22 protein-coding genes and 2 tRNA genes are annotated in these 22,941 nt (G+C 51.3%); 3 read left to right on the top strand and 21 right to left on the bottom strand.

Annotation, left to right across the window (positions count from 1 at the left end):
* Positions 1-529: 529 nt before the first annotated feature.
* Entirely contained in the window at positions 530-1,282 is a 753-nt protein-coding gene (locus IPH59_01380) for a dockerin type I repeat-containing protein (GenBank protein MBK7090366.1), read from the top strand.
* Between the two features lie 68 nt (positions 1,283-1,350).
* Here IPH59_01380 and IPH59_01375 read toward each other — a convergent pair whose 3' ends face one another.
* The 5 genes from IPH59_01375 to IPH59_01355 form a co-directional block, all read right to left on the bottom strand.
* Positions 1,351-1,614 (bottom strand): hypothetical protein, encoded by a 264-nt coding sequence (locus tag IPH59_01375; protein MBK7090365.1) that lies wholly within the window; start codon positions 1,612-1,614, stop codon positions 1,351-1,353.
* Positions 1,601-1,819, bottom strand: coding sequence for a hypothetical protein (locus tag IPH59_01370; GenBank protein MBK7090364.1), 219 nt, complete (start codon positions 1,817-1,819; stop codon positions 1,601-1,603). The genes IPH59_01375 and IPH59_01370 overlap by 14 nt, the downstream gene beginning before the upstream one ends.
* A gap of 360 nt (positions 1,820-2,179) precedes the next feature.
* Positions 2,180-3,358 carry a dockerin type I repeat-containing protein gene (locus IPH59_01365; GenBank protein ID MBK7090363.1) on the bottom strand — a complete coding sequence of 393 codons (1,179 nt, stop codon included), beginning with the start codon at positions 3,356-3,358 and terminating at the stop codon, positions 2,180-2,182.
* Positions 3,359-3,707: 349 nt separating this feature from the next.
* Positions 3,708-3,944 (bottom strand): DUF3185 domain-containing protein, encoded by a 237-nt coding sequence (locus tag IPH59_01360; GenBank protein MBK7090362.1) that lies wholly within the window; start codon positions 3,942-3,944, stop codon positions 3,708-3,710.
* Between the two features lie 246 nt (positions 3,945-4,190).
* A complete protein-coding gene (locus IPH59_01355; GenBank protein ID MBK7090361.1) occupies positions 4,191-4,340 on the bottom strand; it encodes a lmo0937 family membrane protein in 150 nt (49 codons plus the stop codon).
* A 360-nt stretch (positions 4,341-4,700) separates the two neighbouring features.
* Between IPH59_01355 and IPH59_01350 the strand changes: the two genes are divergently transcribed.
* Positions 4,701-5,318: a CIA30 family protein gene (locus IPH59_01350; protein MBK7090360.1), complete on the top strand. Its 618-nt coding sequence runs from the start codon at positions 4,701-4,703 to the stop codon at positions 5,316-5,318.
* A gap of 75 nt (positions 5,319-5,393) precedes the next feature.
* On the opposite strand, the gene IPH59_01345 is transcribed toward IPH59_01350, so the two are convergent.
* The gene (locus tag IPH59_01345; GenBank protein MBK7090359.1) at positions 5,394-6,230 is read right to left on the bottom strand and encodes a T9SS type A sorting domain-containing protein; all 837 of its coding nucleotides are present in this window, start codon (positions 6,228-6,230) and stop codon (positions 5,394-5,396) included.
* On the opposite strand from IPH59_01345, the gene IPH59_01340 reads away from it, so the two are divergent.
* Positions 6,231-6,446: a hypothetical protein gene (locus tag IPH59_01340; protein ID MBK7090358.1), complete on the top strand. Its 216-nt coding sequence runs from the start codon at positions 6,231-6,233 to the stop codon at positions 6,444-6,446.
* Here the strand turns inward: IPH59_01340 and IPH59_01335 are convergent.
* The 15 genes from IPH59_01335 to IPH59_01265 all read right to left on the bottom strand — a co-directional run bounded on the left by IPH59_01335 (position 6,431) and on the right by IPH59_01265 (position 22,880).
* Positions 6,431-7,045, bottom strand: a complete 615-nt coding sequence (locus IPH59_01335; protein MBK7090357.1) for a VCBS repeat-containing protein — start codon at positions 7,043-7,045, stop codon at positions 6,431-6,433. The two genes, IPH59_01340 and IPH59_01335, sit on opposite strands and share 16 nt — an antisense overlap.
* A gap of 274 nt (positions 7,046-7,319) precedes the next feature.
* Positions 7,320-7,985, bottom strand: a complete 666-nt coding sequence (locus tag IPH59_01330) for a hypothetical protein (GenBank protein MBK7090356.1) — start codon at positions 7,983-7,985, stop codon at positions 7,320-7,322.
* Positions 7,978-8,241 carry a hypothetical protein gene (locus IPH59_01325; protein ID MBK7090355.1) on the bottom strand — a complete coding sequence of 88 codons (264 nt, stop codon included), beginning with the start codon at positions 8,239-8,241 and terminating at the stop codon, positions 7,978-7,980. The genes IPH59_01330 and IPH59_01325 overlap by 8 nt, the downstream gene beginning before the upstream one ends.
* A 613-nt stretch (positions 8,242-8,854) precedes the next feature.
* A complete protein-coding gene (locus IPH59_01320; protein MBK7090354.1) occupies positions 8,855-9,460 on the bottom strand; it encodes an HTH domain-containing protein in 606 nt (201 codons plus the stop codon).
* 70 nt (positions 9,461-9,530) lie between these two features.
* Positions 9,531-9,767 carry a hypothetical protein gene (locus IPH59_01315; GenBank protein ID MBK7090353.1) on the bottom strand — a complete coding sequence of 79 codons (237 nt, stop codon included), beginning with the start codon at positions 9,765-9,767 and terminating at the stop codon, positions 9,531-9,533.
* 273 nt (positions 9,768-10,040) lie between these two features.
* Positions 10,041-14,207 carry a sigma 54-interacting transcriptional regulator gene (locus tag IPH59_01310; GenBank protein ID MBK7090352.1) on the bottom strand — a complete coding sequence of 1,389 codons (4,167 nt, stop codon included), beginning with the start codon at positions 14,205-14,207 and terminating at the stop codon, positions 10,041-10,043.
* 300 nt (positions 14,208-14,507) lie between these two features.
* On the bottom strand, positions 14,508-17,915 hold the full coding sequence (locus tag IPH59_01305) for a right-handed parallel beta-helix repeat-containing protein (GenBank protein ID MBK7090351.1): 3,408 nt from the start codon (positions 17,913-17,915) through the stop codon (positions 14,508-14,510).
* Between the two features lie 362 nt (positions 17,916-18,277).
* Positions 18,278-18,350, bottom strand: a tRNA-Thr gene (locus tag IPH59_01300).
* 31 nt (positions 18,351-18,381) lie between these two features.
* A tRNA-Phe gene (locus tag IPH59_01295) sits at positions 18,382-18,454 on the bottom strand.
* Between the two features lie 159 nt (positions 18,455-18,613).
* Positions 18,614-19,201, bottom strand: a complete 588-nt coding sequence (locus IPH59_01290; protein ID MBK7090350.1) for a D-alanyl-D-alanine carboxypeptidase — start codon at positions 19,199-19,201, stop codon at positions 18,614-18,616.
* Between the two features lie 50 nt (positions 19,202-19,251).
* Complete coding sequence (locus IPH59_01285) at positions 19,252-19,515, bottom strand: hypothetical protein (GenBank protein MBK7090349.1); 264 nt, start codon at positions 19,513-19,515, stop codon at positions 19,252-19,254.
* A 559-nt stretch (positions 19,516-20,074) separates the two neighbouring features.
* Complete coding sequence (locus tag IPH59_01280) at positions 20,075-20,728, bottom strand: hypothetical protein (GenBank protein ID MBK7090348.1); 654 nt, start codon at positions 20,726-20,728, stop codon at positions 20,075-20,077.
* On the bottom strand, positions 20,700-21,500 hold the full coding sequence (locus IPH59_01275; protein MBK7090347.1) for a hypothetical protein: 801 nt from the start codon (positions 21,498-21,500) through the stop codon (positions 20,700-20,702). The genes IPH59_01280 and IPH59_01275 overlap by 29 nt, the downstream gene beginning before the upstream one ends.
* Before the next feature lie 10 nt (positions 21,501-21,510).
* On the bottom strand, positions 21,511-22,122 hold the full coding sequence (locus IPH59_01270; protein ID MBK7090346.1) for a hypothetical protein: 612 nt from the start codon (positions 22,120-22,122) through the stop codon (positions 21,511-21,513).
* Positions 22,119-22,880, bottom strand: coding sequence for a hypothetical protein (locus IPH59_01265; GenBank protein MBK7090345.1), 762 nt, complete (start codon positions 22,878-22,880; stop codon positions 22,119-22,121). The genes IPH59_01270 and IPH59_01265 overlap by 4 nt, the downstream gene beginning before the upstream one ends.
* Positions 22,881-22,941: the final 61 nt, after the last annotated feature.

Raw genomic sequence — 22,941 nt, 5'->3', positions numbered from 1 at the left:
TACTTGTCAAAGATCATTATGATTCCCTTGCGAGAACCCGAGTCGCCTTGCGGCTACTCTTTTCGCTACCAAGGCTTTTAGTATTTCTTTTGTTAAAGAGCAACTGCCTGAACAGCGGACGACCAATATACGTATGGCAAGTCCTATGTCAAGGGGATTATCGAATTATTTTGAGAAAATTTGCGAATTATTTGGATGTGCCACTTCCCTAACGAATTAGGGGGATTTGGTGAAGGAGTGGGTGAGGAATTGCTGGTTAGGAATGGGAAAGTTAGCCGGATTGTCAGAAACTCACCGTTCCGGTGGGCGACAGAGGCCGCAGCACACCAAATACCCTTGACTAACATAGACGTTTGCATACATTTACAGGACATCATTTTTTCTTAAACGCCAGCATTCCAGAGTCTGACATGGGCATGTCTGATCGTTGAAAGTCAGAGACCAAAGGGAGAGTCTTCGAATACCGTCAAATGATTTCTTCGCGCTGTTAGTCAAGATTTGAGATTGATTGACCTTGATAGGAGGTAACATGAAAAGCAAACTGCTTCTGGCATTGGTTGCCGTTTTTCTTTCGCTGCCGCTGATTACTGCGTTTGGTGAATGCGATGTAGATCCTGGTGTAAGAGACACTGTCCGAATAGGGAAAGTTGTCATTCATGAAGTGGTCCCGGGGCAATTTATCGATATGCCGGTTTATGTATATGCTGATGAAGATTTAGGTGCAGTATCCCTTGGGTTCAAATGGAGCAGTCCCAATATTCGTTACGCCTCTGTTTCACTGAGTCAAGAAGTAATCGACATGGGCTTTACAATACTTTGGCACCGAAAAGACACATTGAAGAACATAATCGGTGTCGGGACTATCAACTTTTCAGGTGGCGCAATTCCCGCGAGTAGTACAGCAAGGCTGATATTCACGATTAGATTCATGACCAAGACCGGTGCTGTGCCGAGCCTGATCACAATTGATTCTACTTTCTTCGGGGTGGCTGGATTGTTTACACTAATTCCGGCCGGTGGTGGAACAGCCGATGGTATTTGCCCGGAGTACGTACATTCGGCTTTTGATATCTCTCTCGGTTTAGTACCCGGAGATGCGGACGGCAGCGGAACAGTCAGTATTACAGACGTTGTGTTTCTGGTTAACTACATCTTCTCAGATGGTCCGTCCCCTACTCCACTTTTGTCTGGCGACGCCGACTGCGGTGGCACAATCAACATTTCGGATGCGGTGTATTTGGTTCGCTACATCTTCGGAGAAGGGGCAGCGCCGTGCGAGTAGGAGGCTGTGTGAAGAGGGAACATAGCTGGAGTCTCAATAACCCACCGTGCCGGTGGGGGAGATTGCGATCATTCAAGGTGGGTAAGTCGCCAAAGGACGTATGCGACAAGGGCAACCATCAGGATTGCTGTTACTGCCGTCTGCTTCCAACCACGTTTGCTACTTTCCGCACTCTGAACTCCAGACAATCTCTGCGATGCGGAGCTGTCAAGCCTGTCAACTCCGATTTTGCTTTGAATCAGCGGCCACAACTGTGCCTCTTCCGACTCGGAAAGCAGGCTCAGGCGCATTATTGTTTTGAGTTTCGTCTGAAGAAGTTTATTCCCCGCCATTGAGGATCATGCAGACACTAATCACTTCGGAATAGAGTGACGATTTCAAGGACAGCATCCAGCTCTTCGTAAGGCGGCTGCCTTGACAATGCTCTCCCGAAAGGAGATAGGCGCCACGGTTGCGGTTGTAATACCAGACGAGAATGCAACTGCCAGAAGCGGCAAAAACGGCGGCAGATACGACGACTCCGATAACTCGCGCCATGCCCGGGTGCCCGCCTGTCTCCACCCCTGTCTGCCTATAAAAGATCAACGCACAACTAAGTACCATTGTCGTGGAAACAATTCCGCCTCCGCGATCAGTGTTGGGCGTGAGGTGAACGTGACAGGTTCCTCATTGTCGGGAATTCTTGAGAAGAATTTCTTACCAATGTAGTCGCTTTGGTGGTTCATCCACTTCCCTTTCGTGAATTGTCATCACAGAATAGTGAACGTGGAGTCTCCGGTCAATATGGAATTTCCGTGCGCAGCATACGATTTGCAGTTCCCCGTAGAGTCTGTGGGCAGCAAACATTCAGAAGGATGTCAGGACTGGGGCTCCTGACCTTTCACCTCCCGCCCATCCTCACCGCCTACACGGCGCGGGACCTCCAGCGAAGATGTATCTGATTAAATAGACAGCGTCCGATATCGTCACTGTTCTTGTGCAGTCGGCGTCGCCGAGGTCAATCGGATCTGGAGACGGTCCGCCAGAGAAAACGTAGTTGATTAGATATACGGCATCAGAGATTGTCAGCTGTCCGTTTCCGTCCGCATCCCCTACTACCGCGACTGGACCCTTCAAGAACCAAACTTTGGAATAGTCGCTCGTCTTGAAGTACTGCTCAAGAAGGTTCGCCACCTTTGCTCTGCCACTTGTGTCGGGATGGGTCCCATCGACAGTGATAAAATCGGAACAGAACCACTGCAGCGAATCGAGAGCCCGCGGAACAACTCCATCGGCCCACAGATAGGGTCCCCAAGCCAACCACGGAGAATTCACTACACCCAGCGCCGGATCAAAGTTGACTGAATCATTGCCGCTGATTTGCGCCTCGATCAGCCAACGCACAGCAAACGCGGATTCATAGGCATAAGGCTCGGGGTTCAGCCCAGTCGAGGCGTACCCGGCGTAAGTTCGCGAAGATGCAAACAACTGTTTGGAATTAGGAAACTTGGACTTGATCACCTGCGCGATCTTAACAAACTCATCACGAAGTATGTTCGCGTGCACCGGAAATGCCGCCGAAGGACTGGCATCAGCTTCTTTGAACCAGATTGCCTGCACCTGTTTGCGCGTGAATCCCGCTGTCGCCAGCTTGGTATCGATGTTGTTCCAGAAGGATGCCGTATCATGCTGAATTTTGAATGCAGTCTGCCCGCCCTGCGCACCGTCGACGATGCGAAGTCTCGGATGCAAGGTTGTATCGCCAACGAGGCCCGCCATAAAAGTCGTGAACTCTTGCGTGCAGTTCGACATGCCTACCGAGAGAAGCACCCACACGCCGTTGACGGGGTCGATAACGCCGGCTGTATCGAGCGGAAGAAACTGTAGCGAAATCGCTTTGCCGGCCGAGTCGTGCGCGGCCGGTGGAACATTTAAGCCCGCCGGATACAGACCGCCGAGTTGGCCGAGATAGGTACCAGTCAGTTCCGTCAGCGGGACAAGTCCCAATGTTGAGTCGGTGCAATCAGAGCCAAATGTTAATCTGTTTGAGCTAACGACTAACAGCATTAGAAATGTGATAACAATTCTGGCGCTCATGAGAATTCCTCCGTTGGCAAACGCTCGTGCCGACTATGATTGTGGTTGGGAGTAAGCTACGATATTGGACCGATTTCGTCAAGGATTAGTGGGGGGAGTTGGCAGGTCTCTGAGGAGACCTGCCCTACGAGACTTGGTAGTTAGAGCAGCGTCAGGTCACAATTTTGCGCTTTGGTGCAGTGATGAATCACTATATCGTTGCAAAGATCGCGCAAAATCAAGACCTGCCACAACCCTCTGAATGCGTTGACAGACAAGAATGGCTGTCCTACCAAGACAAACGACGCGGCAGGCGTGACGACTGCCGCGCACATGGTGTTCGGTTCGGATACTCTCAGATGTAGTCGCGTCAGCTTCGGAGACGGCCGAAGATTATCAGCGCGACTCCGGCGACCAGAGACGCGCCACCGGCGACCGGTGGAATCGGGATGCGTTTGTCGTTGTCGACCTGGACTTCGACAGGGCCGGCATCGATGACCTTGTCTTTTTTGGTGTAGGTGATTCCACCGTAAGCAAGGCCAATGACGCCGGCAACTATCAAAATCAATCCGATTGTGGTGAGGGGCTTCATGGTTTGTCCTTTCATCGTGAGGTGATGACGCGGCAGGCGTGAAGAGCTGCCGCGCACAAAGGCATTTTGAGAAACTGCTCGATGACAAACAAGAATGTCTGTCCTACCGTGACAAATGACGCGACAGGCGTGCAGGGGCTGTCCCAGAAGTCTGATTCAGCAATCCCACCGCAAGCGGTGGGGCACCAGCGTTCGCCGGAATGACGGGCGAGGGGACCTCGCCCCTACGATGAATTCGTGCATCCCACGGATGCGCAATGCTCAGAGCGGTTTGCGTCCCGAGATGATGCGCAACAGAATCACTATGATCGCGAGTGCAAGCAGAATGTGGATGAACCCGCCGATCGTGTAGCTGCTGACGATTCCGAGCAACCACAAGATTACCAGAATTACTGCGATGGTCCAGAGCATGGTGTCTCCTTTCGATTGTGGAAACACGCGGCAGTTTCGAGATGGGTAATCCCACGCGAGAAACTGCGGCGCGGATCCTCGGGTTTGGTAGACGATCAAGATTAACGCATGCGCAAAACGGTCAAGATGTGCTGAGTAAGCGCGAACTCGTGCAAACTGTGATTTAGCTGAAGCTGCTAACTTCTCATTCAATCGCGCTTGTTACTTTTACTCTCAATTTGCATTTGCGACTCAGAAAAATTTGGACTTTATGGATACATGATATGCATTGTGGGGTGCGGCATTTTCGACTTTGCATCGAGCGCAACTATGACGTAATTTCAGCGTACATTATCAGAATCTAATTTAGGAGATCAGAGAATGAAATTGACTATCGCTGTGATTACTCTGTCGCTGGCATTCGCGAGTGCGACTTCCCTTGCGGCGGACTCGGTGAAAACGATTGTGCCGAAGCCGAAGATTGTGGACTTCGAGGTGAAGAAGACACCGATGGAATTTTATTGGATCGGTGTTTCGGATACGATGATGCAGGGCAAGTCCACCGTTACCGCAACGATAGCCGCTGATGGCGCCGCCGGAAGCAAGCAGTCGCTCAAGTTTATCGGAAGTATCGTGGTCGGGACAAATCCGTATATCATGTTCGCCGGTGTCGCAACGCGATTTGAGGGCGAGAAGGCCAACTATGATGTGACCTCGTACACGGGTATCAAATTCTGGGCGAAAGGCGACGGCAACACGTACAGGATTGATCTTCCGACAGCGGCGGTGACTGACTACATGTTCCACTACGCGCCGTTCACTCCACCGACCGGCGAATGGAAAGAGTACAAGGTGCCCTTTGCGGACTTGAAGCAGATGCCATACGGCAAGAAGGTCGTCTGGACAGGGACGGATGTTCAGGGTGTGCAGTTCTTCCCGGTAGGCGGGCCGATAGAGAAGTTTACGCTTCAGGTGGACGAGATAGAGTTTTACAAATAGCGCGTCACACAACGAAACGGGTTGCCGCGGAGTTAACGCAGCAACCCGTTACGGTCAGAAATTTCCAAAGCAGAATTACTTCAGCAGAATCATCTTCCGCACATCAGAAAATTCTCCGGCTTTCAGAGAATAGAAATAGACGCCTGACGGCACAGCTTTGCCGGAGCGGTCGGTACCGCGCCATTCGACAACATGGCGGCCTGCGGTTAAGACTTCATCCAGAAGCGTAGCCACAGTCTCGCCAAGGACGTTGGTAACGCGAATAGTCGCTTTCTCGGAGCGCGGTAGTTCAAACTCTATCCGGGTTGTCGGATTGAATGGATTGGGATAGTTCTGCGCTAACGAAAACGACAATGGCAGTATTGAGCCGGGTGCGTCTTCGACATCGGTCGCTGTGCCGGTCACGCTGAAGGAGTACAATTTGCCAAACTCTGATTGGGTGGTTGGTTTCACGCGCCAGAAGTATGCGGTTGTATCGGGGTAACCGAGATCGCTTGAGAATGGCAGGTTGTTGCCCGAGACGGTCTGTTGATGCACGATGTTCTCGAAAAGAATGTCAGTCGCCAATTGGAAATTAAACTGGCCACTTCCCTGCCACTGGAAACTGCCGATCGTAGCGTTGACAAAACTTCCCGGCTGCGGTTCGACGGCATTGGCATCGAGCGGGACACCGAATTCAAAGCCGCCTTCACGCATCGGGCAGTTCTTTGCCAGGCTGAAATGATGTCCACTGAAGGAGTATTCGAGACTGAAAGTTGTGGTCGTCGGTTGGTCGGGTTTGGGAAGCGCTTTGATGATGTACTCGCCGCTCTCGACGACGCCGAGGCAAGCGTAGCCATCGAGCAAGTCATTGTTGTTGAGATCGCGTTTGTACATTGATGCGGCTGGGATCGAGTTGGAAACATCAGTCAATTGACTGCCGCCTGGCGCCATCACAGCGATCTGGGCATTGTCGGCGACGCTGACCTCGAATTGTCCGGCAGAAAATCCGGGGGGATTGTTTTCGTTGGTCAGGAGGAAGAACGCGTTGTCACCAATACTTCCTGCCGCGGAGACGATCAGATCAAGATCGCCGTCGAGATCGTAGTCGAGTCAATCGATCAGCCGAGGATTCAAATCCGGGATTGATACCTGATTTCGCTATCGAAATTGCCATTGCCATCGCCGAAGATGATCCCAACGTAACGCGACGAACCGTTGACGAAGGCGATGTCAAGTTCAGTGTCATTGTTGAAATCACCGACGCAAGTAGCGAGGATTTGACCATTGATTTCGCGAATCTCAGTCTGATTGAAGGTGCCGTCGCCGTTGCCGTAGTAGATCATCATCTTGCTCTTGGCGCCGCCAACCGAGGGCGAGGCAATGCAGAGGTCGAATTTGCCGTCGCTGTTGAAATCGCTGCCGGAGTTGGTGATATCAAGATCGACGGAGCCATAGTCTTGCGGATAGGTGGCGACTGGGACAAATGTCTGCTTGCCGGTCTGGCGATAGATTTTCAGACCCCGCTTTGTGCCGAGCGCGAGATCATCGCGACCGTCTAAGTTGAAGTCAGCAGAGTTGAGTGAGATCGCGGTGTCGGGAACGGAAATTGCTGTCGGGTTCGAGAATGTGCCGTCACCATCCGATTCGAAAATGATCAGTGAATTTCGGGAGGCGATGGCGTAGTCGATATGGCTATCGCCGGTGAATTCGCCGAGCGTAGCGCTTTTGCCAAATATGTACTCCATTTCTTCTCTGTACGTTGAATGTGCCGCCTTCACCTAAATAGGTTTGAATCATCATTTCAAACTGGTACCCAACTCCCCATCCTGTCGTTACAACATCAAGATGCGAATCAGAATCGAGGTAACCAGCGCGAGCACCAGACTTGTGCGACTCAAGATCGTACGAATATGTGTATTCAAAACCGCTTTCATTAATATCGAAAAGATAGGCACGCGGAGCTACTGAATTCACCACTCGTGACAAAGAGTTCCGATGCCGGATCGGTGTCGAAGTTGCCTACGGCCAAAGAAGTTGCAGTAATCTCGGTTGGGTTGGCCAATGTCGCGAAAGGCACGAGTTGTTCCGGCGAATCCACCAATTGAACCTCAATGCGCATTGGCTAATTTGATTATTGGAGTCGGTCACTCTGAGTTTGAGCCGCCAGACTTGGATGTCAGATTGCGAAGTCGCCCATTCGATTCTTGGTGAATCTTCGGTGAAGATTACAGGTGAATTAGCAGGGACCGTCTGGCTATCGTCGACACCGACTATCGATTCAATCGCAGCCGCAGTTTCGAGACCCAATGAGGAGCCAAAAGCGATTGGAATCTGAATGGTCGAACCGGCCACAGCTCTGACTACTGTCTCTTCGAGCGCAATGAACGGAGGAGCGGATTGCTCGATGATTTCCACAACGAAAGTTCGTTGAGCTATTCTGACAGCACTGCCCCCAGGGACTCCAGCAATAAAAACGCCGGAACGATCACCATTGAAAGCGGTATAGGGCAGTATCGGCATACGTCCGAGAGACAAGCCAGTGAAGTACATTAAGAAAACAGGCGTGTTCCCAATCGATAGGTTTTCATCGCCAGCTTTGAATGCCACGATTGCGAAGCTATCGGTTGGTATTCCGTCAACATGCAGATATCGGAGTCGAATGCCAAGCACGGTCGGATCAGCCATACGGTTTACATAAGACGATAGAGTCGAGCTTGGCAAAACCACCGTTCTGTGTCATCATTTTCGTTTGCACAATGATTCCATCGAGCTCTTCATCGTTTTTGATGGTAAAGGACAACGGCACTGATTTTCCGAAGACCAGCGGTCCGCCGGAAATGAGTATTGAATCGGGAACGCCCGGGTCAATTTGAGCAAAGGCGGATTTGCTGCAGGCTGCAACAAACAGCAGCAACAACAATGGAAGGATTGTTCTTCTCATGTTAGATCCCTTTCTAAACTGGAAGACACACCAACAAATTTCCCATTTCGTAGACTCCCTTTCCTGGAGCCACTCTCAAAACGACGATTATTCGTCTTGTCCGATAGGAGAGTCGGAGTTTTTCGCTTTTTTGGCGGTGCAGACTGCGGCTGAAAGCCTCTTCCCATTAGAAATAACGCGCCAGCTCCCAATTCATGCAACAGTTATTTTGGGAGAAAAGGCGAGTCAGAGTAATGTAACTCCTTTCGAAGCAAAGCAGACCGCTTAAGTCTTACTTGGAGGCGAATTATTTGAGAAAGTGAAAAAATAATCTTGCATCTTGGGAGTACTTCACGTTATAATTGTGGCGCAAAATTGCTGGAAGTGAAAAGACCTTCCAGACCCAAGTTTGGGGAAGAGGCACGCGTTCCCTGAGAGTTTCCTAGCCCCCTCTCTCAGGACGGCTTCTTCCCCTCTTTTTTTCCCCTCTTTGCCTGCACCCCGTAGCCCCGGTTGCCCCCCTAATGAGGCACCGTCGCCGAGATGTTTCCTGTCGCCCACTATAGTATCGTATATGGCACTGTCAGAACGTGACAGTACAAATTAACTTTTTTTCAGAAATCTCAACTTTTTTTCATTCAAATTCGATATCGACTATGTCTGCGAGTCTGATCAGATGGCGTTTGCTGTCGATTTCGGTTGAGAGTTTCCATTCTTTTTCGAACTGCAAAGTCGGGCGGTTGAATTCGGAGATTTGGATTCCGGTAGTTGAATCTGAGTGATATAGTCGCACTTTGAGATTTTGGAGTTGCGCAACTTTGAGCAGCGAGATTATCAAGTGCTCCCGCAGAGTACGCGAATCATCGGTCTTGGCGACCGCTTGTACAAGCGTGTTGAGTTCTTGCCGGACTTCGGCGGTTACATAGGATTCAAGCTTGAGTTTGACGCGGCGAAAGACCTCAAGTTGTTCAGCACCGAGAACTGATTCGAGCATCTCGACGCCGAGATAGACGGCGCTGAGTTCTGATGGTGACAGCGTTGACAAGGCACCAGTTCGGCTCAGAAGGCGATAGCCGGAGTTTTCCCTTTCGAGCGGGAATCCAGCGGCTTCCAGCGAACCGATATACCGAAACGCGGTACGTTGGCTGACTTTGCACTCCTTGACGATGAGGTCGAGCGTCACCATGCGACGCGCCATCAGTAGATGCAGGACCATGAGTAGATTTTCGATTTTTGCCATTTTTCCTCGCGGCGAGGTCTCCCCCGCCGCTCTCCTCTAATTGGTCAGAGTTGACGTTACTTCGCGTTATCTAGAAGATCGTTTCGAAATAGAGTCCGATCATCTCAAAGAAACTGATGTTGTCCGGCTGTAGGCTTGGCTCTGGAATACCGAGTGTATCTTCGCCGCCTCCGTTTGGTGGATAGATCGGCCCCCCTCCTTCGGCAACGACAGTTGGACCGACAATCGAAAACAACGCAAGAATAAGTGTGAGAAAGAGAACGAACCATTTTGAGCCACCAGCGATTGACCGTTTGGATATTGACATTAACTCCTCCTGAGTTTGAATTGGCATCCAGCCTTCAGGAGTTGGTTATGTCAAAGCGCGTGCCGAAAGGTCCGCCAGGCCCTCCGTCGACGTAACGTGTTGTCGTACATAGCGATCTAGGTCGCCGAGAAAGGCGCGTAAAACAAGAAAAGCGCTCCGATTAACCGTTTTCGGTTAACCGTGCGCTAACGAACGCCACAACTGCCTTTGCCTCAATAGCTTATCAATTTGCCCGAAAATGGGTAGAATGATATGGCAATGTGGGAGGCCTTACTAGCGGCGTTTACGCGGGACTCTGATTTTGAGGTTCTTGATTTTGCGTTGAAGGGTTGAGAACGGAATTCCAAGGCGGCGAGCAGTCTCTGATTGATTGCCCTGGCATTCCGCAAGTGTCTTTGTGATGAGGGCCTTCTCCGAATCACTGACATGAGACCGAAGGTGAGTCTCTTTCGGGCGTGGTTTTGCACCGAGTATTTCCGAGGAAAGTAGCGACTCGTTGATGACGTCGGAGTTGCTGTGAATTTTGAGGCGCTCGACGAGATGCCGCACTTCGCGGACATTGCCGGGCCAATGGTAGTCGTTGAGAAGTTTCCAGCAAGAACGGGTAAATTTGAATCTTCGGCCAGGGCAGTAGATCTGCGTGAAGTGATCAATCAGAAGTTCGAGATCCTCGATACGTTCGCGCAATGGCGGCAAAACGATTTCGACCGTGTTGATTCGATAATATAAATCTGAGCGAAATCGCTCGTTAGCCATCATTGCAACAAGGTCACGATTTGTCGCCGCGATCAGACGAAAGTCGACTTTACGCGATTGGCGCTCGCCTATCATCTGCACTTCCCTGGTTTCGAGCACACGGAGCAACTTAATCTGTGTTGCAATCGGCATATCGCCAATTTCATCTAAGAACAATGTACCGCCATCGGCAGACTGGATTTTGCCTTCACGGCGAATCACTCCAGTAGCAATGCCTTTGCCGATACCGAAGAGCTCGCTCTCGAGTATTTCGCCAGCGGCACCAGCGCAATTGATAGGAATCAGTGGCCCGTTATGATAAGGGCTCTTCTGGTGGATGATGTTTGCGAGAACGTCCTTGCCGGTACCGCTTTCGCCGAGCAGGAGAATAGCTGCGCGAGAATCTGCTATTTGGGGAAGACGGTCAATGAGCTTGGCAAGACTGGCATTCTTGGTGATGAAGGAGACGCCGGCATCGTTCGAGGCGCCGCGCAGTTCGAGAGCGTGAGTTTGTCTTCGAGAGAGGTCGTATTGGCGAGCACGCGACAAAGCGACTCCGATGAAGTTAGCGACAGCAGTGACCAGTTTGTACTCGTCTTCGGAGAACACACTGGGGAGGCTGTGGTGATCGAGATACAAGACGCCGATAATCCCCCCTGCGGACATAAGCGGCACACAAGCGATTGAATAGATATTGTGCTTGATGACGCTTCGATACTCGCGCGTGATCGAGTTGGTTTGGGCGTCGGTGACAATGAGAGCTTCGTTCTTGTCGAAAACGGCTTTCATAACACTCTTACTCATGGTGAGAATGTCGTCGCGGCTGATCTTGTCGCAGTCGATTGCTGATTCGATACGCAGATCGGCTCCGCCTTCGGTTGCGAGCAGAAGCGCTGCGCGCTCCGCACCCGTCTGTTCAACCGCAAAGGTCAGCAGTTTGCTGGTCGTAGTAGAATAGTCCTCGAACGAATTGAGCAATTCGGAGACTTCCAGCATCGATTTATATCTGGCGGCCACGGAGTTGCCGGCTTCGTCGAGAGCGTCGAGTTGAGACTTTGCAATGTCTGTTCGTACACGATTGCCGACGATGGTATATAGTCGAGCAGCTTCTGCGAAAAAGCCGCGTGCGAGTTGGGCTTTTCCAAGGTTGCGATATAGCTCGCCGAGCTGATTGGCAATATTGGCGGCATGATAGAAGTAACCGTATTTGCGGTAGAAAAGGAGAGTCTCTCGCATCGGGGCGAGCTGGACGTTGTCACCCCCCTTGGCGGCGGTCTTGCTGGACTTAAGATGCAGAAGCAACGCTTTGCCGATGATCGCGCCGGAATCGCGGCAATAGGCATGGAATGATTCGTCTTGCGTGACAATGGAGTCTACGACGGCGTATTCTCCATCTAACAGCAGTAAACTGGCAGTAAACGCAGCACCCAGGTAGCTCCGGCGCGACACGTAGTCGTTGATAATGTCGACAGCTTCAGCGACATCGACCTTTGCTCCAGCCTCGTACTCAATGTGAAGAGCGAACTGCCGCGCGTCGAGTGCATCGATTGGCTCGGAGTGTTCGGACAGGATCGCCGCAGAGCGTTGAATGAGATTTCTCGCAATATCGATTTGCCCCCGCCAACCAAGAAGTAGTGACAGAAACATGTGAGTCTTGGCGAGTTCAATTTTGTTGCCCATTTCCTGATAGGAGTCGGCCGCCGATCGAAATCGGTCGCGAGACTCGTTGTATCTGCCGCTGCGAAGATACAACCATCCAAGCTCAAACGAGTGGTATGCCACTGCGGCCGCATCGTTGCTTGCAAGTGCCGACTCCAAGAGTTTGTTGGCTGTGAATTCAGCTGACTGGTAGTCGCCAATAATCCCTGCAATAGTCGTCATATGCAGGTAGGGGCGCAGCCTTCGACGAACATCTCGCTTAGTCGACGGAAGAAGAAGGTACTTTTCCGTTTCCTTATATGCTTCGTGATATCGACCAGTATCTGACAATGGAACGACCAATCCGGCGCGTACCGAGGCAGAAGCAAGACTATCAACCTTGCCATATACTTCCAGTGCCTTAGTAAATGTTTTGACGGCAGCATCCGGATTTCCCATTCGGTATTCAATTTGGCCAAGCATACTTCCCGCGGTCAATCGAAATGTCCGTGATTGGTTTGACATAAGAAATTGCTCGATTTTGCGGAGTCGCCGGTAGGCATTCTCGATTCGAGTTCTACTATCGAGTCGCCAAGTCATGTTGAGGACAATTTGTAGGCGCCCCAAGTCGAACTTCCGTTTACGGTATATTCCGTATATTTGTCCGAGAATCGAATAGAGACGCTTACGATCAATCGAAAATCTGTACAGATCGACCAGGCCGCGCATTGCAACTGCGCGATATCGTGGAAGTAGTTCCTTGTCTTCCAGTAGTACGCGATACCGTGAGTCGGCTTCGTCGTAGAATCGGGCGACCTGCAGAAGGTGCGCAATCTTCAACTGTATCACTACGCCCAGTGCAGATTTCTCCTGATCGGGAAGACTGTCAAGAAATCGTTCCAGCCAAAGAGCTGCAAACAACAGGTTGCCGGATGTTTCCAGGTTAATTGCACGCCGAAGCAGCGCACGGCGTGAAAGACTTTGTACTTCGAGTGTGACGTTGACGCCTGATTCGACTAATAGCTGTTCGACTGTTAAACGCGCAGTCCCTACCGGAACAAGCAGGTTCCATCTACCGGCGTTGACTGCGATTGCAGAATTATCTGCTACCTCCTTGAGGAGTCGGTACTGAATTTTCGGTTTGGAGCCAAGATCTTTGGCCAGCGTTGATAGGATTTCGTCCGGTATGCCGAAGAGCCGTTGATTGGAGCGGACGAAATCGGCTGGAGAACTCTTTCCACGAGGATTTTCGGCCAAGTAGCGTCGATAGCTGGAGCGAAGATCATGTAGAAATAGCGAGCGCTCCAGCGTACTGCGATCAGGCCAAAGTCTGGGATTGAGTTTCGTGAGCAACGGCAACAGCGCCGGTGGTCGAAGCTGGTAATGTCTTACAAGCAGTTCGGACACTACTGGCGCTAGCCATTTCAGGTCATCAACGAAATCACATTCAGCCTCGGTGATGCCGGCAAGCTCCTGTTTCGCACTCTCGCCGGAGAGTCGTTCTCGCAGAGATTGATCGCGGTGGCAAAGTAAAAAGAGAATTACCCCCAAGGAATAATAGTCCGACTGGGCGACAAAAATGTCGTCTTCGAGAACCTCCGGCGCCATAAAAGGCCGCGTACCCACGATCTTTCCGAGCGGTTTGGATCCAATAGGTCGAACAAGATCAAGATCAGTAATGAGTAGGCGCAGCTTGCCATCGGACCGAACAACAAAGATGTTTTCGGGCTTCAGATCGCAGTGGACAAATCTCATTAAGTGAATAAAATCGATGGCAGAAAACAATTGCGGGAGGATCTCCTCGGCATGTCGGAGCAGCAAGTCAGATGTCAGCGATGAGCGATGATCATCATTTATGTAACGCAATGCGATTTCGAACGCGCCGTCGTGATCATAGCCCGCAAACGGAACCAAGATTCCGGGATGTTTCCAATAGCGGGTGGCTTCAAAGCTACTGCGGAGAATACTGCTTAAGTCGCTTTGAGGAATTTCGCGATCGGGCTGAGGGCGTTTGAGAACTACCGGTTTGCTGTTTTGTTGATCGCGGGCAAGCAGCGTCTGAAACAATAGTCCATCCGAAATCACTCTTTCGGATACGAGGCGGTCCCTTAAATTCCCTTTATTCAACATTGACGAATCCAAGCACGGCTTTCATTATTCGTAATGCCCTTCCGGCACCAGCCAGAAGCGCGCCACAAGAAGCTCCAGACGCAACGCCGGGAGTAAGAAGTCTTCAAGAGGCGTCTTCTCCCCTATCAAATCAATAAACGCAAAAAAGACCAGAAGTCAAGGCTTCGGCGAGGGAGACGACTGTGTGGCGGGCTCGCCGTTTTTGAGGATGATCAGGGCTAGATTACAAGTTTCAGATTAGCAGCCGGCGCAAGAAGACTGTCCGCCGCCAAAAATGTAGTTAATCAGGTAGACTACATCAGAGATGGTGACGATTCCACTGCAATCGACATCTGCTGCTTGGAGCGGGTTTGGCGCTGCGCCGCCGAAGAAGATGAAGTTGATTAGGTTCACGACATCGGAGACCGTAACAACCCCGGATCGATCGACATCGCCGCAGATGAATGCTACTGCAGTCGGGCTGAGAACAAAGGAGCGCGGTGAGGTGAAATTCGAGAACATGAAGTCGTCGTGCGAACGTGCCCGCCAGTGGTAGGTTGCTCCGGCGGTGAGAGTGGGGCTTACAACCCAAGTGGTTGTACCCATGCTTCCCTGTGCTTGGTCGGATGTCTCGGCGACAATGTTGGAGAAACTCGAATTTGTAGATACCTGGAAATTGTATTTCACAGGTGTGCCTTCGGAATCAAAGGAATTACCGAGAGTAACCGATGGCGAGAGTGTGTTGAGTAGACTGCCATCCGCCGGGCTCGACAACTGAGGCTGGCTCGGTGCCGTGTTCACCAATCCAAATATGTCGAGTTCGCTTATCCACAGGACTGACGAGTAAGTCGTTGGTCCCATGTTTGCGGGCTGATAATACCTGATACGCGTGGTTGTTGTGGCAGGTATTGAAAAGAAGGAGCAGCTGTCGGCAGTAGCGCTGTTGACGGTTGCGACATCGGCAAATGCCTGGCCGTTCCATGTCTGAATGCGGAAGTTCTGAGAAGTCATCCAACGCGATTGCGTGGAGTTCCACGCCCAATAGATTACTACGCGCTTGACGACACGGCTTGATCCGAAGTCGACCTCGACCCAGTGAGGCAAGAGAGAACTCTCGGTTGCAGCCCAGGTAGTTGAAGTACCGCCGTAAGGATTCAGCACATCGTCGGTAATTCGCGAAGGCGAGTAACCAGCAAAGCTGCTTGAAACTGTCGGCTGGATTCCGCTATCGAGATCGATCAAGGGCTCAGTTGTCATCAAAACGTAACTACTGCTGACGGATTCATTGCCATTGGCATCGCGCGAACGGACCCGGAAATAGTAGGTAGTAAATTGAGACAGACCGGAGATCGCCTGAGAGTGAGTTGTCGAAAGGTTCGAATTGAGCACTGTAGTGGAGCCGTAGTTAGTCGTAATTCCGTAGTCAATTTGCGTGGTGGCAGCCTCGTTGGTAGTCCATGTGATCAAAGCGCTGTTGGATGTGATATTCTTGGCAGTAACCCCGGAAATGACCGGCGGGGTTGCGTCGCCGCCCGCTGTCGTGAATGTACGGTTCACACTCCAACTTCCCCATCCACATATGTTTTGTGCCCGCGTGCGCCAAAAGAAGAGCGTTCCTGAACTGAGTCCACCGGCTGAGTACGCAGACGTAGTTGTTTGTTGACTGATGTTCGGACTTGAAAAATCGGAATTGTTGTCTACTTGAACTTCATAGAGCAACGCATCGGTGACGTTTGCCCAATCGAGTGCAACCGGTTGGGCCATATTCGTTGCGCCGAGCGATGGTGAAAGGAGAGTCGGCGCTGCCGTTGTTGGGCAAAGGACAATGAACACTCGTGAACTACTCCAGCTGCCGGAGCCGCAGCCGTTTTGGGCACGGACGCGCCAGTATAGTGAGATACCCGAACTCAGGGACGTAGCTTGGTAGGTCGAGACGCCAGTCGTCTGTGTCAGGATCGGGCTCGAAAAATCTGCATTGTCGTCAATTTGCAGTTGGTAGGAAGTTGCTGTCGCGACATCGCTCCAGTCGATGACTAACGGCAGGAGCAAGCCGGTAGCGGCGTTTATCGGCGCTACGAGTGATGGCACGCCGGGCACAGTGCACGGGCCGCTGGGCGGCTGCCATGCGCCGTAGCGGGTCCAGGTCTTACCGCCGTAGGTGCGGTTCATTTCCTGGGAGGAGGATGGCCGTGAAAAGTCTCTGTTGCCGGGATCGGCGAGATTTGGGTTCGCCCAAGTGCCGCGAGCATCAAAACCGGCATTCCGCCATCCAGTCCAGTTTACAGCTCCCGTTTTGAGGCGGCCAGAAAACGAATTTGACGGATCGAACCAGATATTGGAATCGACTGTGACTTTGTCATCAGTAGTGTGGCCGGGACGGGTCAATGTCATGAAGTAGTTTTCATTTGAAGGATTATACTCCATGTCGTAGATGACATTGTAGAGGAAGACGCCTTTGAGACTGTCATCCGGATCCCGGTATTGGGCGGCAATATTGCAGCGATAGAATGTATTGTTTGCGATGAAATGATAGCCCCAGTCAGATGGATCGACTTCGCCACCACCGATTTGAATGCCCGCATATTCATTGTTAATAAAGGTATTGCCGTATATGGAATCGCGATAGTTGCCAGTGTAAATGTCCACTCCGAAACCCTCGATATTCTCAAAGGTACAGTGCCGCACAACATTGAATTCACCGTGTGCGCTTGTGGGATCGGTGTAGGATAATTTGAACATCACACCGTCACCAGGCAGTTGGTAGAAAACGCAGGAATCAAAGACTGCTCTATCCTGATCATAGAGGATCGCTCCGGATCCGTTGTGCTGGTACACACCTGACTGTTCAGCGGAAGCGACGCTTACCGAGCACGAAGTGAATGAATTGAATCTTCCCCACAGATTTCGCGAGCTTTGACTGTAGTTGGAGACGAAGTGACTCGACATAATCACTGCCGCATTTGCCAGTTCCAGATTGGCTGTTCTACTCAGGTTGCAGTGAGAGAAAGCAATACTGTCGGCGCCAGCGCGCCAGACTATGGTCCCCTGCTTACCCATTCGGAAATCGAGCCCGAAAAACAAAACGTGATCCTGATTTTCGCTTTCGAATATCACCGGAGGTTTGCATGAACAGAGCATTTCGGAAGAATTCGGATTGACATTGCCAAATGGCCACGCATAAATCGTGTTAGTTGAGAGGTTGTGAAAGAATTTACCTGCTGCATTTACGCCGGCAAGACTTGACATCGGCTCGAACAATTGGTCATTTTGAGTTAATGTGTAGGATTTACCGCCATCGCCCGGATCAAAACAAGAACTCCCTGACCAAGTCGCCCGCCAGATGTTTCCACTGTGTGCTGTCCAGTTTGTCACCGGTTCGGCACCACTGATGATCGCGGAATTCTTTGTCGCAACTGTTAGAGTTGAGCAGGCATAAACTGTTCGTCTCGAAGATGCCCCTCCGGTTGGTGCCACTATCTGCGAGTTTAACCAGCGACCAGAGCCAAACAAAACCGTATCACCGGCGGCGATTCGACCATTTGTGTAGCTGGGAGTTGCCCAGGCCGTCGACCAGCTGAGTCCACTGGCTGAATTGCTTCCGCCAACGCGGACGTAGTATGTCCTTGCCTGAGCGCTTGAGCAGAACAGGATCGAAACAGCCGTCATGCAAAAGACAAATAAGATATTTCGTGCGCTGTTCAGATAAGTCCTTTCCTGCTGTGAAATCACTCAACGCAGTGAAGTAAGACTAGAATTGATCAGTAAAATGAACGCAAGAATGCGTTGAAGTAAAATCCATGCGGGTTCGGGCTAGCAAGCGACTAGGTAGATTGGAAGTCCCTGTTCCTTCGCATGTACAACAAACGTTCATCAGAATTGACAGCTCCAACGAGTCGGTCGTCCGTGATTCGATGCCAATGAGTGGCTACTTACGGCATTGAATTTCACCTGTCAGGACGTCTCAACACTTTGGAGCAAACTTGGCCTGCCCTTTGTACAAACTTGCACCAAAAGTGTCCCATAAAAAAAGCCACCCATCGGAGTCGAACCGACGACCTGCTGATTACGAATCAGCTGCTCTACCAACTGAGCTAGGGTGGCGTAAAGACTACCTAGGGTTTGGCATCAAAAGTGGCGCCCCCCAGAATCGAACTGGGGACACGCAGATTTTCAGTCTGCTGCTCTACCAACTGAGCTAGGGCGCCAGCTTCTAAAGGCGAGTAATCTATTTATTCATTTGCAATTGTCAACGATTTTTGCGGAGAGATTGAGACATTCGGCAAATCTTTCGTTGCACACGATTGCCGCACCGGGAATCAGAAGAAATGAATGGGGAGAAAAGCTGCGATTATGAATGGACGAAATTAGTATTTCCGACTATCGAGCTGGCCGAACGCCCAGTCGAATAGCTTCTGTGTCTGGCGAAAACGCTGGGTATTGGAGTTGGCGCCGAGGACCACGGCAGTCAAGTCGTGCCCGTGGCGATCATTCACACGAGCTACAAAGCACCAGCCGGACTCGTCGATGTAGCCAGTCTTTCCGCCCTCGACGTCCCAACGACCACTGAGAAGACGGTTCGTATTGCCGAAGGTATATTGGCGTTTGCGATTTACGGAAGAGAAGCTATAGCTTTTCATCTGCAGCACCGAGCCGATATTCTTGTTGTTGGCGGCGGCGTTCATAAGTCGCGCAACATCAGCGGCGCTTGCAACGTTCTGTTCTGACAGTCCGGTTGGTTCCTCGACACTTAGCGTCATCAAGCCAAGATCGTCAGCCGTCTTGTTCATACAGACAACAAAGCTGTCCATCGAAACGCCTGTCGATCGTGCCAGTGCACGCGTGGCGCGATTATCGGAACCCATCAGGCTGGCATGAAAGAGATCGTCGACGCGGTACGTGTGTCCAGCGCGCAAGACGGAGCGAGATGAGTTCTCAACATCTTCCATAGTCATTTCGACCGTCTTAGCCCATTTGACGTTGAACTTGAGAAACGTCAATGCGGTCAGAGCTTTGTGATACTGGCAATCGGACGGACATCGTATTCGTCCTTGCCGTATAACTTGATCTTTGAAGCGTTGTCAAACAAGTAGGCTGATTCACAAGCCAGTAACGGCGCCTTGTTTTCGAGGATGACCTTTGGTGGTGCGGGAGGACCAATATAGCCGTTGCAGATAGCGAGATTGGCCGGCGAGGATGTGGCAATCGCCAGAGTGACCCAGAATATCGCGAAAAACACCAAGAGCCGACGCAATACCTTAAGTATCAAGACACAGCTCCTGCGAATGTTGGTTAGTCATCTCATCAGCCACAATCTGTTACAGATCAATCACTACTATAAAGTCAGAACTTCCGGCATGTCGGACACAGATGTCTCGAACTGAATCACCGCCCTATACCTAATTATCGGCACAGACGCGTTAAAATCTGACCTTTCTTACCAGTTATCCGATTACTGCCAAAATCAGCAACCATTTGATTTGTCGTCCGTACAAGTCGAAATTCCCCATCGACGACGGACACCCCTGCCCCTGTCAATCTCCAAACAAGTTAGACGTTGTTTCTAACTCGAATATTATAGAATAGTAATTTGAAAATCTGCTGCAAGTATTAAACGAGTTGCAGTACGAGGGCGGCATTAAGTCTCACATTGCGAGACCAGCGCATGCCGTTGCAGCACAACAAAATACGAAATCGCTGCACGGCCGGATTAGTCGAGTTTTTTTGCCTGCTGGAATCGAACTCCGCCACATTTCGGGCGATCCATTTCCGCTGTTTGTGGTACGACCGCTTCTCCTCCTTCATTTTCACTTTGCAGCGTCGGCAATTCATAGGATTCTCAGGAAGTCGCCGAGCAGAAACTCGAGTCGTCCGATGAGTAAAGTCAATCGCGAGGTGACTGTATAGCCGAAAGTGGCGCCGAAGAATATCATCATGAAATAGACACCGATGGTACTGATTGCCCTGACCGGGCGGGTGTCTGGACGAGTATAGAAGAAATAGATCATGACGGTGACACAACCAATCAGTCCGACAAGCGCTTCAATAATCGCCATACCAGAAACAGACGTCGTTTCGCCAAGCGCTGCGAACGGCTCGATTGTGGCGGAGATTTGTTTGAGGATGCGGGCATCGAACATCGCGGGAATCGAGACACCCGCTCCCGCCCCGACAACGAAGGCAAGAACAGGCTTGCTAAGGTGACTCCATGCGGATCTTAGGCGCAAAAGCATTAGCAGTGAAAGTGCAAGCGGGATCAGTGCGAAGAAGTCGCCTTCAACGAACAGCGGTGTCAGTATTTTTGGTTTGAGGACGGAGTTCCAAAGCAAGACGATTGTGAAGCCGACGGAGAGTCCCATCAGCAGGTGCTCGGCGGCGCGATACAATGGATTATCGCGATACAGAAATGAGAAGATGGCAATGGTCACAAGACCTGCCGCGAGAGTTCCGAAGCTAATCACGACGCCTCCGCCATCGTTCAATTACATTTCCGGCGATGATGAGCAAGACGATAGCGAATTGCGATACCGATTGCGCAAAGAGACCGCGCGCACCGGCACCATCGCGACCGAGAAGTGATTCATATTCGGAAGCACCCTTAAGTCCGGCGGCGATTCCGGCGATCTGTCCGGAAGCAAGATAGGGATAGAATGATGTCGCCATTGTGGCCGTGAGAACTGACTGGAACTTGACGTGGTGCGGCGTGACGGCGTACTCGACCCAGAACGTCGGCATGGAGCCGTCCGCTACGGAAGTGATCAAAGAGATTTCGCTGTAAGTATCGACATCGGACATCAACGGCAAGGCAATTGTCGGATCGCCGTAATAGTCGAGGGGAAACTCGGTTTTGATTGACTCGCCCATTGCGAGGATTGCGGCCTGATACTGCGGACGAAATCCAAGATAGACGTAGTCGACGCCATAGACTTTGCCATTATCTTGCGCCAACTTCGTAAGCAATTGCTCCCCTAATGCGGCGCCCTCGGCGAAAAGCGATAGTGCGACGATTCTGAGGTTTTTGTCGAAGGCGTGCTTAACGATGACATCAGCAAGAGGGCGAACTTCGGCAAAAGAGGACGCTTCGAAATCGAATGAGACCATGACAACCGCGCCCGGCGGGAGCGAGTCGATATTGGAAAATACCTGGCGAGTCTCCGGAGTGACGGTTCCACCCAATCGAATGTTGAAGATAATCGGCAAGGCTACAGCGATGCCGACTATGATGAAGATGATATGACGGGCGGAGCTTTTCATCTTGGCATTCTCACATGTAACTTCTTTCTACACCAAGAATGACCCGCAGTGCGGTGGCGACCGAGCCGAGTCCGACACCGATCAAGATTCCACGTTTTGCCGCCGATGATGGATGGTTAAAGACCCAGCCAGCCAGTTCGGGGAGTCGATCCGAGATGATATCGCCGAATACGCTCTTCCCTACTAAGATGATTACAGCCGTAAGGGCGAGCACGAGCGCAGGCTTGCTGCGAATGCGAAAACCGCGATATGCCGCGGATGCCACAAAGAAAGCCAGTAACGAGAACATGGTGGCTTGCATTGGCGCCTGCAGATTATTGAAAGCCCACTGGTATGGAGAGTCGACACCGGTGCCAAAGATAGCAGCGGCGACAACCATGAAAAGTACGCCGGCGACGGTAATCATATTGTATACCATTCCCTCTCGTCGCGATGTGATTCGAGCGGAGTGGTGCTTGAGCAGGCTGATGCCACCGATTAACATCGTCACAGCGAATATGATCTGATAATAGTCAAGGATGGAGCGATAGATGACATTCGTAAAGTCCGTCTTGAAGAAGTATTGCGCCGCCATGAAGAGACCGGCAAGAAATGCGACGATGGCGGCAATACGGGCGGTCATGGAAGAATACTCCGGTGCCAGTTGAATCCGAGTAACGCGGCGATCGGCAGGGTCAATAGCAATATCAACATCAGAGCCCGCAAAGCGTCCTGCGCAAGCATCGAAGCTTTGATACGTTTGTCGTCACTCAAGTATGCGGACGCGGTATACAATTCTTCGCCGATTAATGTGTAGTCACATGCGACCATGAAGAATGAAAGTTGAATTGTCGAATCGGTGCCGGCAATCTGAAGTGCGCCGGTCATGTTGCCGGTTTCGGCAAGAATGAGTGCTTCGCCCTCGAAGGTGCCGAGCAGAAACAGCGCACCCGGTTGAGATCGAGTTATGATGCCGTCGACACCGGCGGCATAACCGAATTGAGACGGAGAGACAAAGACGACATCCGACTCACGAAACAGGTCGGACTGCCCCTGTTCGGCGTAAGCACCTTTGATGATCTCTCGCGCAGTCTCGGCAATAATCGGATCGTGGGTTGGAAATATGATGCGTGTGCCATAGGAAGCAGCTTTTGCTGCGACGAAGCGAAGGAGATTCAGTGCCGCGAGTGTCGTTGGGCGCTGAATGTCACCTCCCCAACCGGTGGTGAATACCATGGGCTTACCCAGCTCGGTGGAACGACCGACGGCTTCTTCGATAGCTTTGAGTCCCGGGATGAGCCGGAGTTGTCGTTGCCAGCGACTCGAGCGCAATGTGAAGAAAATCACGGCGGCGCTTGACAGAATTACCCAGCACAACAACACAATGTTAGAATGTGACACGTTTGGATTCATCCCGGCGGTTAATGGTAAACCAATTTTGCGAGCTGTGACAATCTGCGTT

It is taken from the genome of bacterium (genome assembly GCA_016708315.1).
GTDB lineage: Bacteria > Zixibacteria > MSB-5A5 > CAIYYT01 > CAIYYT01 > JADJGC01.
Note: the sequence above shows the minus strand (reverse complement) of the source record. Positions and strands in the feature narration are given on the sequence as shown.

Excerpts from the sequence above, each read along its gene's own strand:
- IPH59_01330 (MBK7090356.1), bottom strand. The coding sequence starts at position 7,985 with ATGGCTGATCCGACCGTGCTTGGCATTCGACTCCGATATCTGCATGTT.
- IPH59_01270 (MBK7090346.1), bottom strand. The coding sequence starts at position 22,122 with ATGACCGCCCGTATTGCCGCCATCGTCGCATTTCTTGCCGGTCTCTTC.
- IPH59_01305 (MBK7090351.1), bottom strand. The coding sequence starts at position 17,915 with ATGACGGCTGTTTCGATCCTGTTCTGCTCAAGCGCTCAGGCAAGGACA.
- IPH59_01325 (MBK7090355.1), bottom strand. The coding sequence starts at position 8,241 with ATGAGAAGAACAATCCTTCCATTGTTGTTGCTGCTGTTTGTTGCAGCC.
- IPH59_01315 (MBK7090353.1), bottom strand. The coding sequence starts at position 9,767 with ATGTCAATATCCAAACGGTCAATCGCTGGTGGCTCAAAATGGTTCGTT.
- IPH59_01355 (MBK7090361.1), bottom strand. The coding sequence starts at position 4,340 with ATGCTCTGGACCATCGCAGTAATTCTGGTAATCTTGTGGTTGCTCGGA.
- IPH59_01275 (MBK7090347.1), bottom strand. The coding sequence starts at position 21,500 with ATGAAAAGCTCCGCCCGTCATATCATCTTCATCATAGTCGGCATCGCT.
- IPH59_01375 (MBK7090365.1), bottom strand. The coding sequence starts at position 1,614 with ATGGCGGGGAATAAACTTCTTCAGACGAAACTCAAAACAATAATGCGC.
- IPH59_01360 (MBK7090362.1), bottom strand. The coding sequence starts at position 3,944 with ATGAAAGGACAAACCATGAAGCCCCTCACCACAATCGGATTGATTTTG.
- IPH59_01290 (MBK7090350.1), bottom strand. The coding sequence starts at position 19,201 with ATGACTATGGAAGATGTTGAGAACTCATCTCGCTCCGTCTTGCGCGCT.
- IPH59_01335 (MBK7090357.1), bottom strand. The coding sequence starts at position 7,045 with ATGGAGTACATATTTGGCAAAAGCGCTACGCTCGGCGAATTCACCGGC.
- IPH59_01380 (MBK7090366.1), top strand. The coding sequence starts at position 530 with ATGAAAAGCAAACTGCTTCTGGCATTGGTTGCCGTTTTTCTTTCGCTG.
- IPH59_01370 (MBK7090364.1), bottom strand. The coding sequence starts at position 1,819 with ATGGCGCGAGTTATCGGAGTCGTCGTATCTGCCGCCGTTTTTGCCGCT.
- IPH59_01350 (MBK7090360.1), top strand. The coding sequence starts at position 4,701 with ATGAAATTGACTATCGCTGTGATTACTCTGTCGCTGGCATTCGCGAGT.
- IPH59_01320 (MBK7090354.1), bottom strand. The coding sequence starts at position 9,460 with ATGGCAAAAATCGAAAATCTACTCATGGTCCTGCATCTACTGATGGCG.
- IPH59_01365 (MBK7090363.1), bottom strand. The coding sequence starts at position 3,358 with ATGAGCGCCAGAATTGTTATCACATTTCTAATGCTGTTAGTCGTTAGC.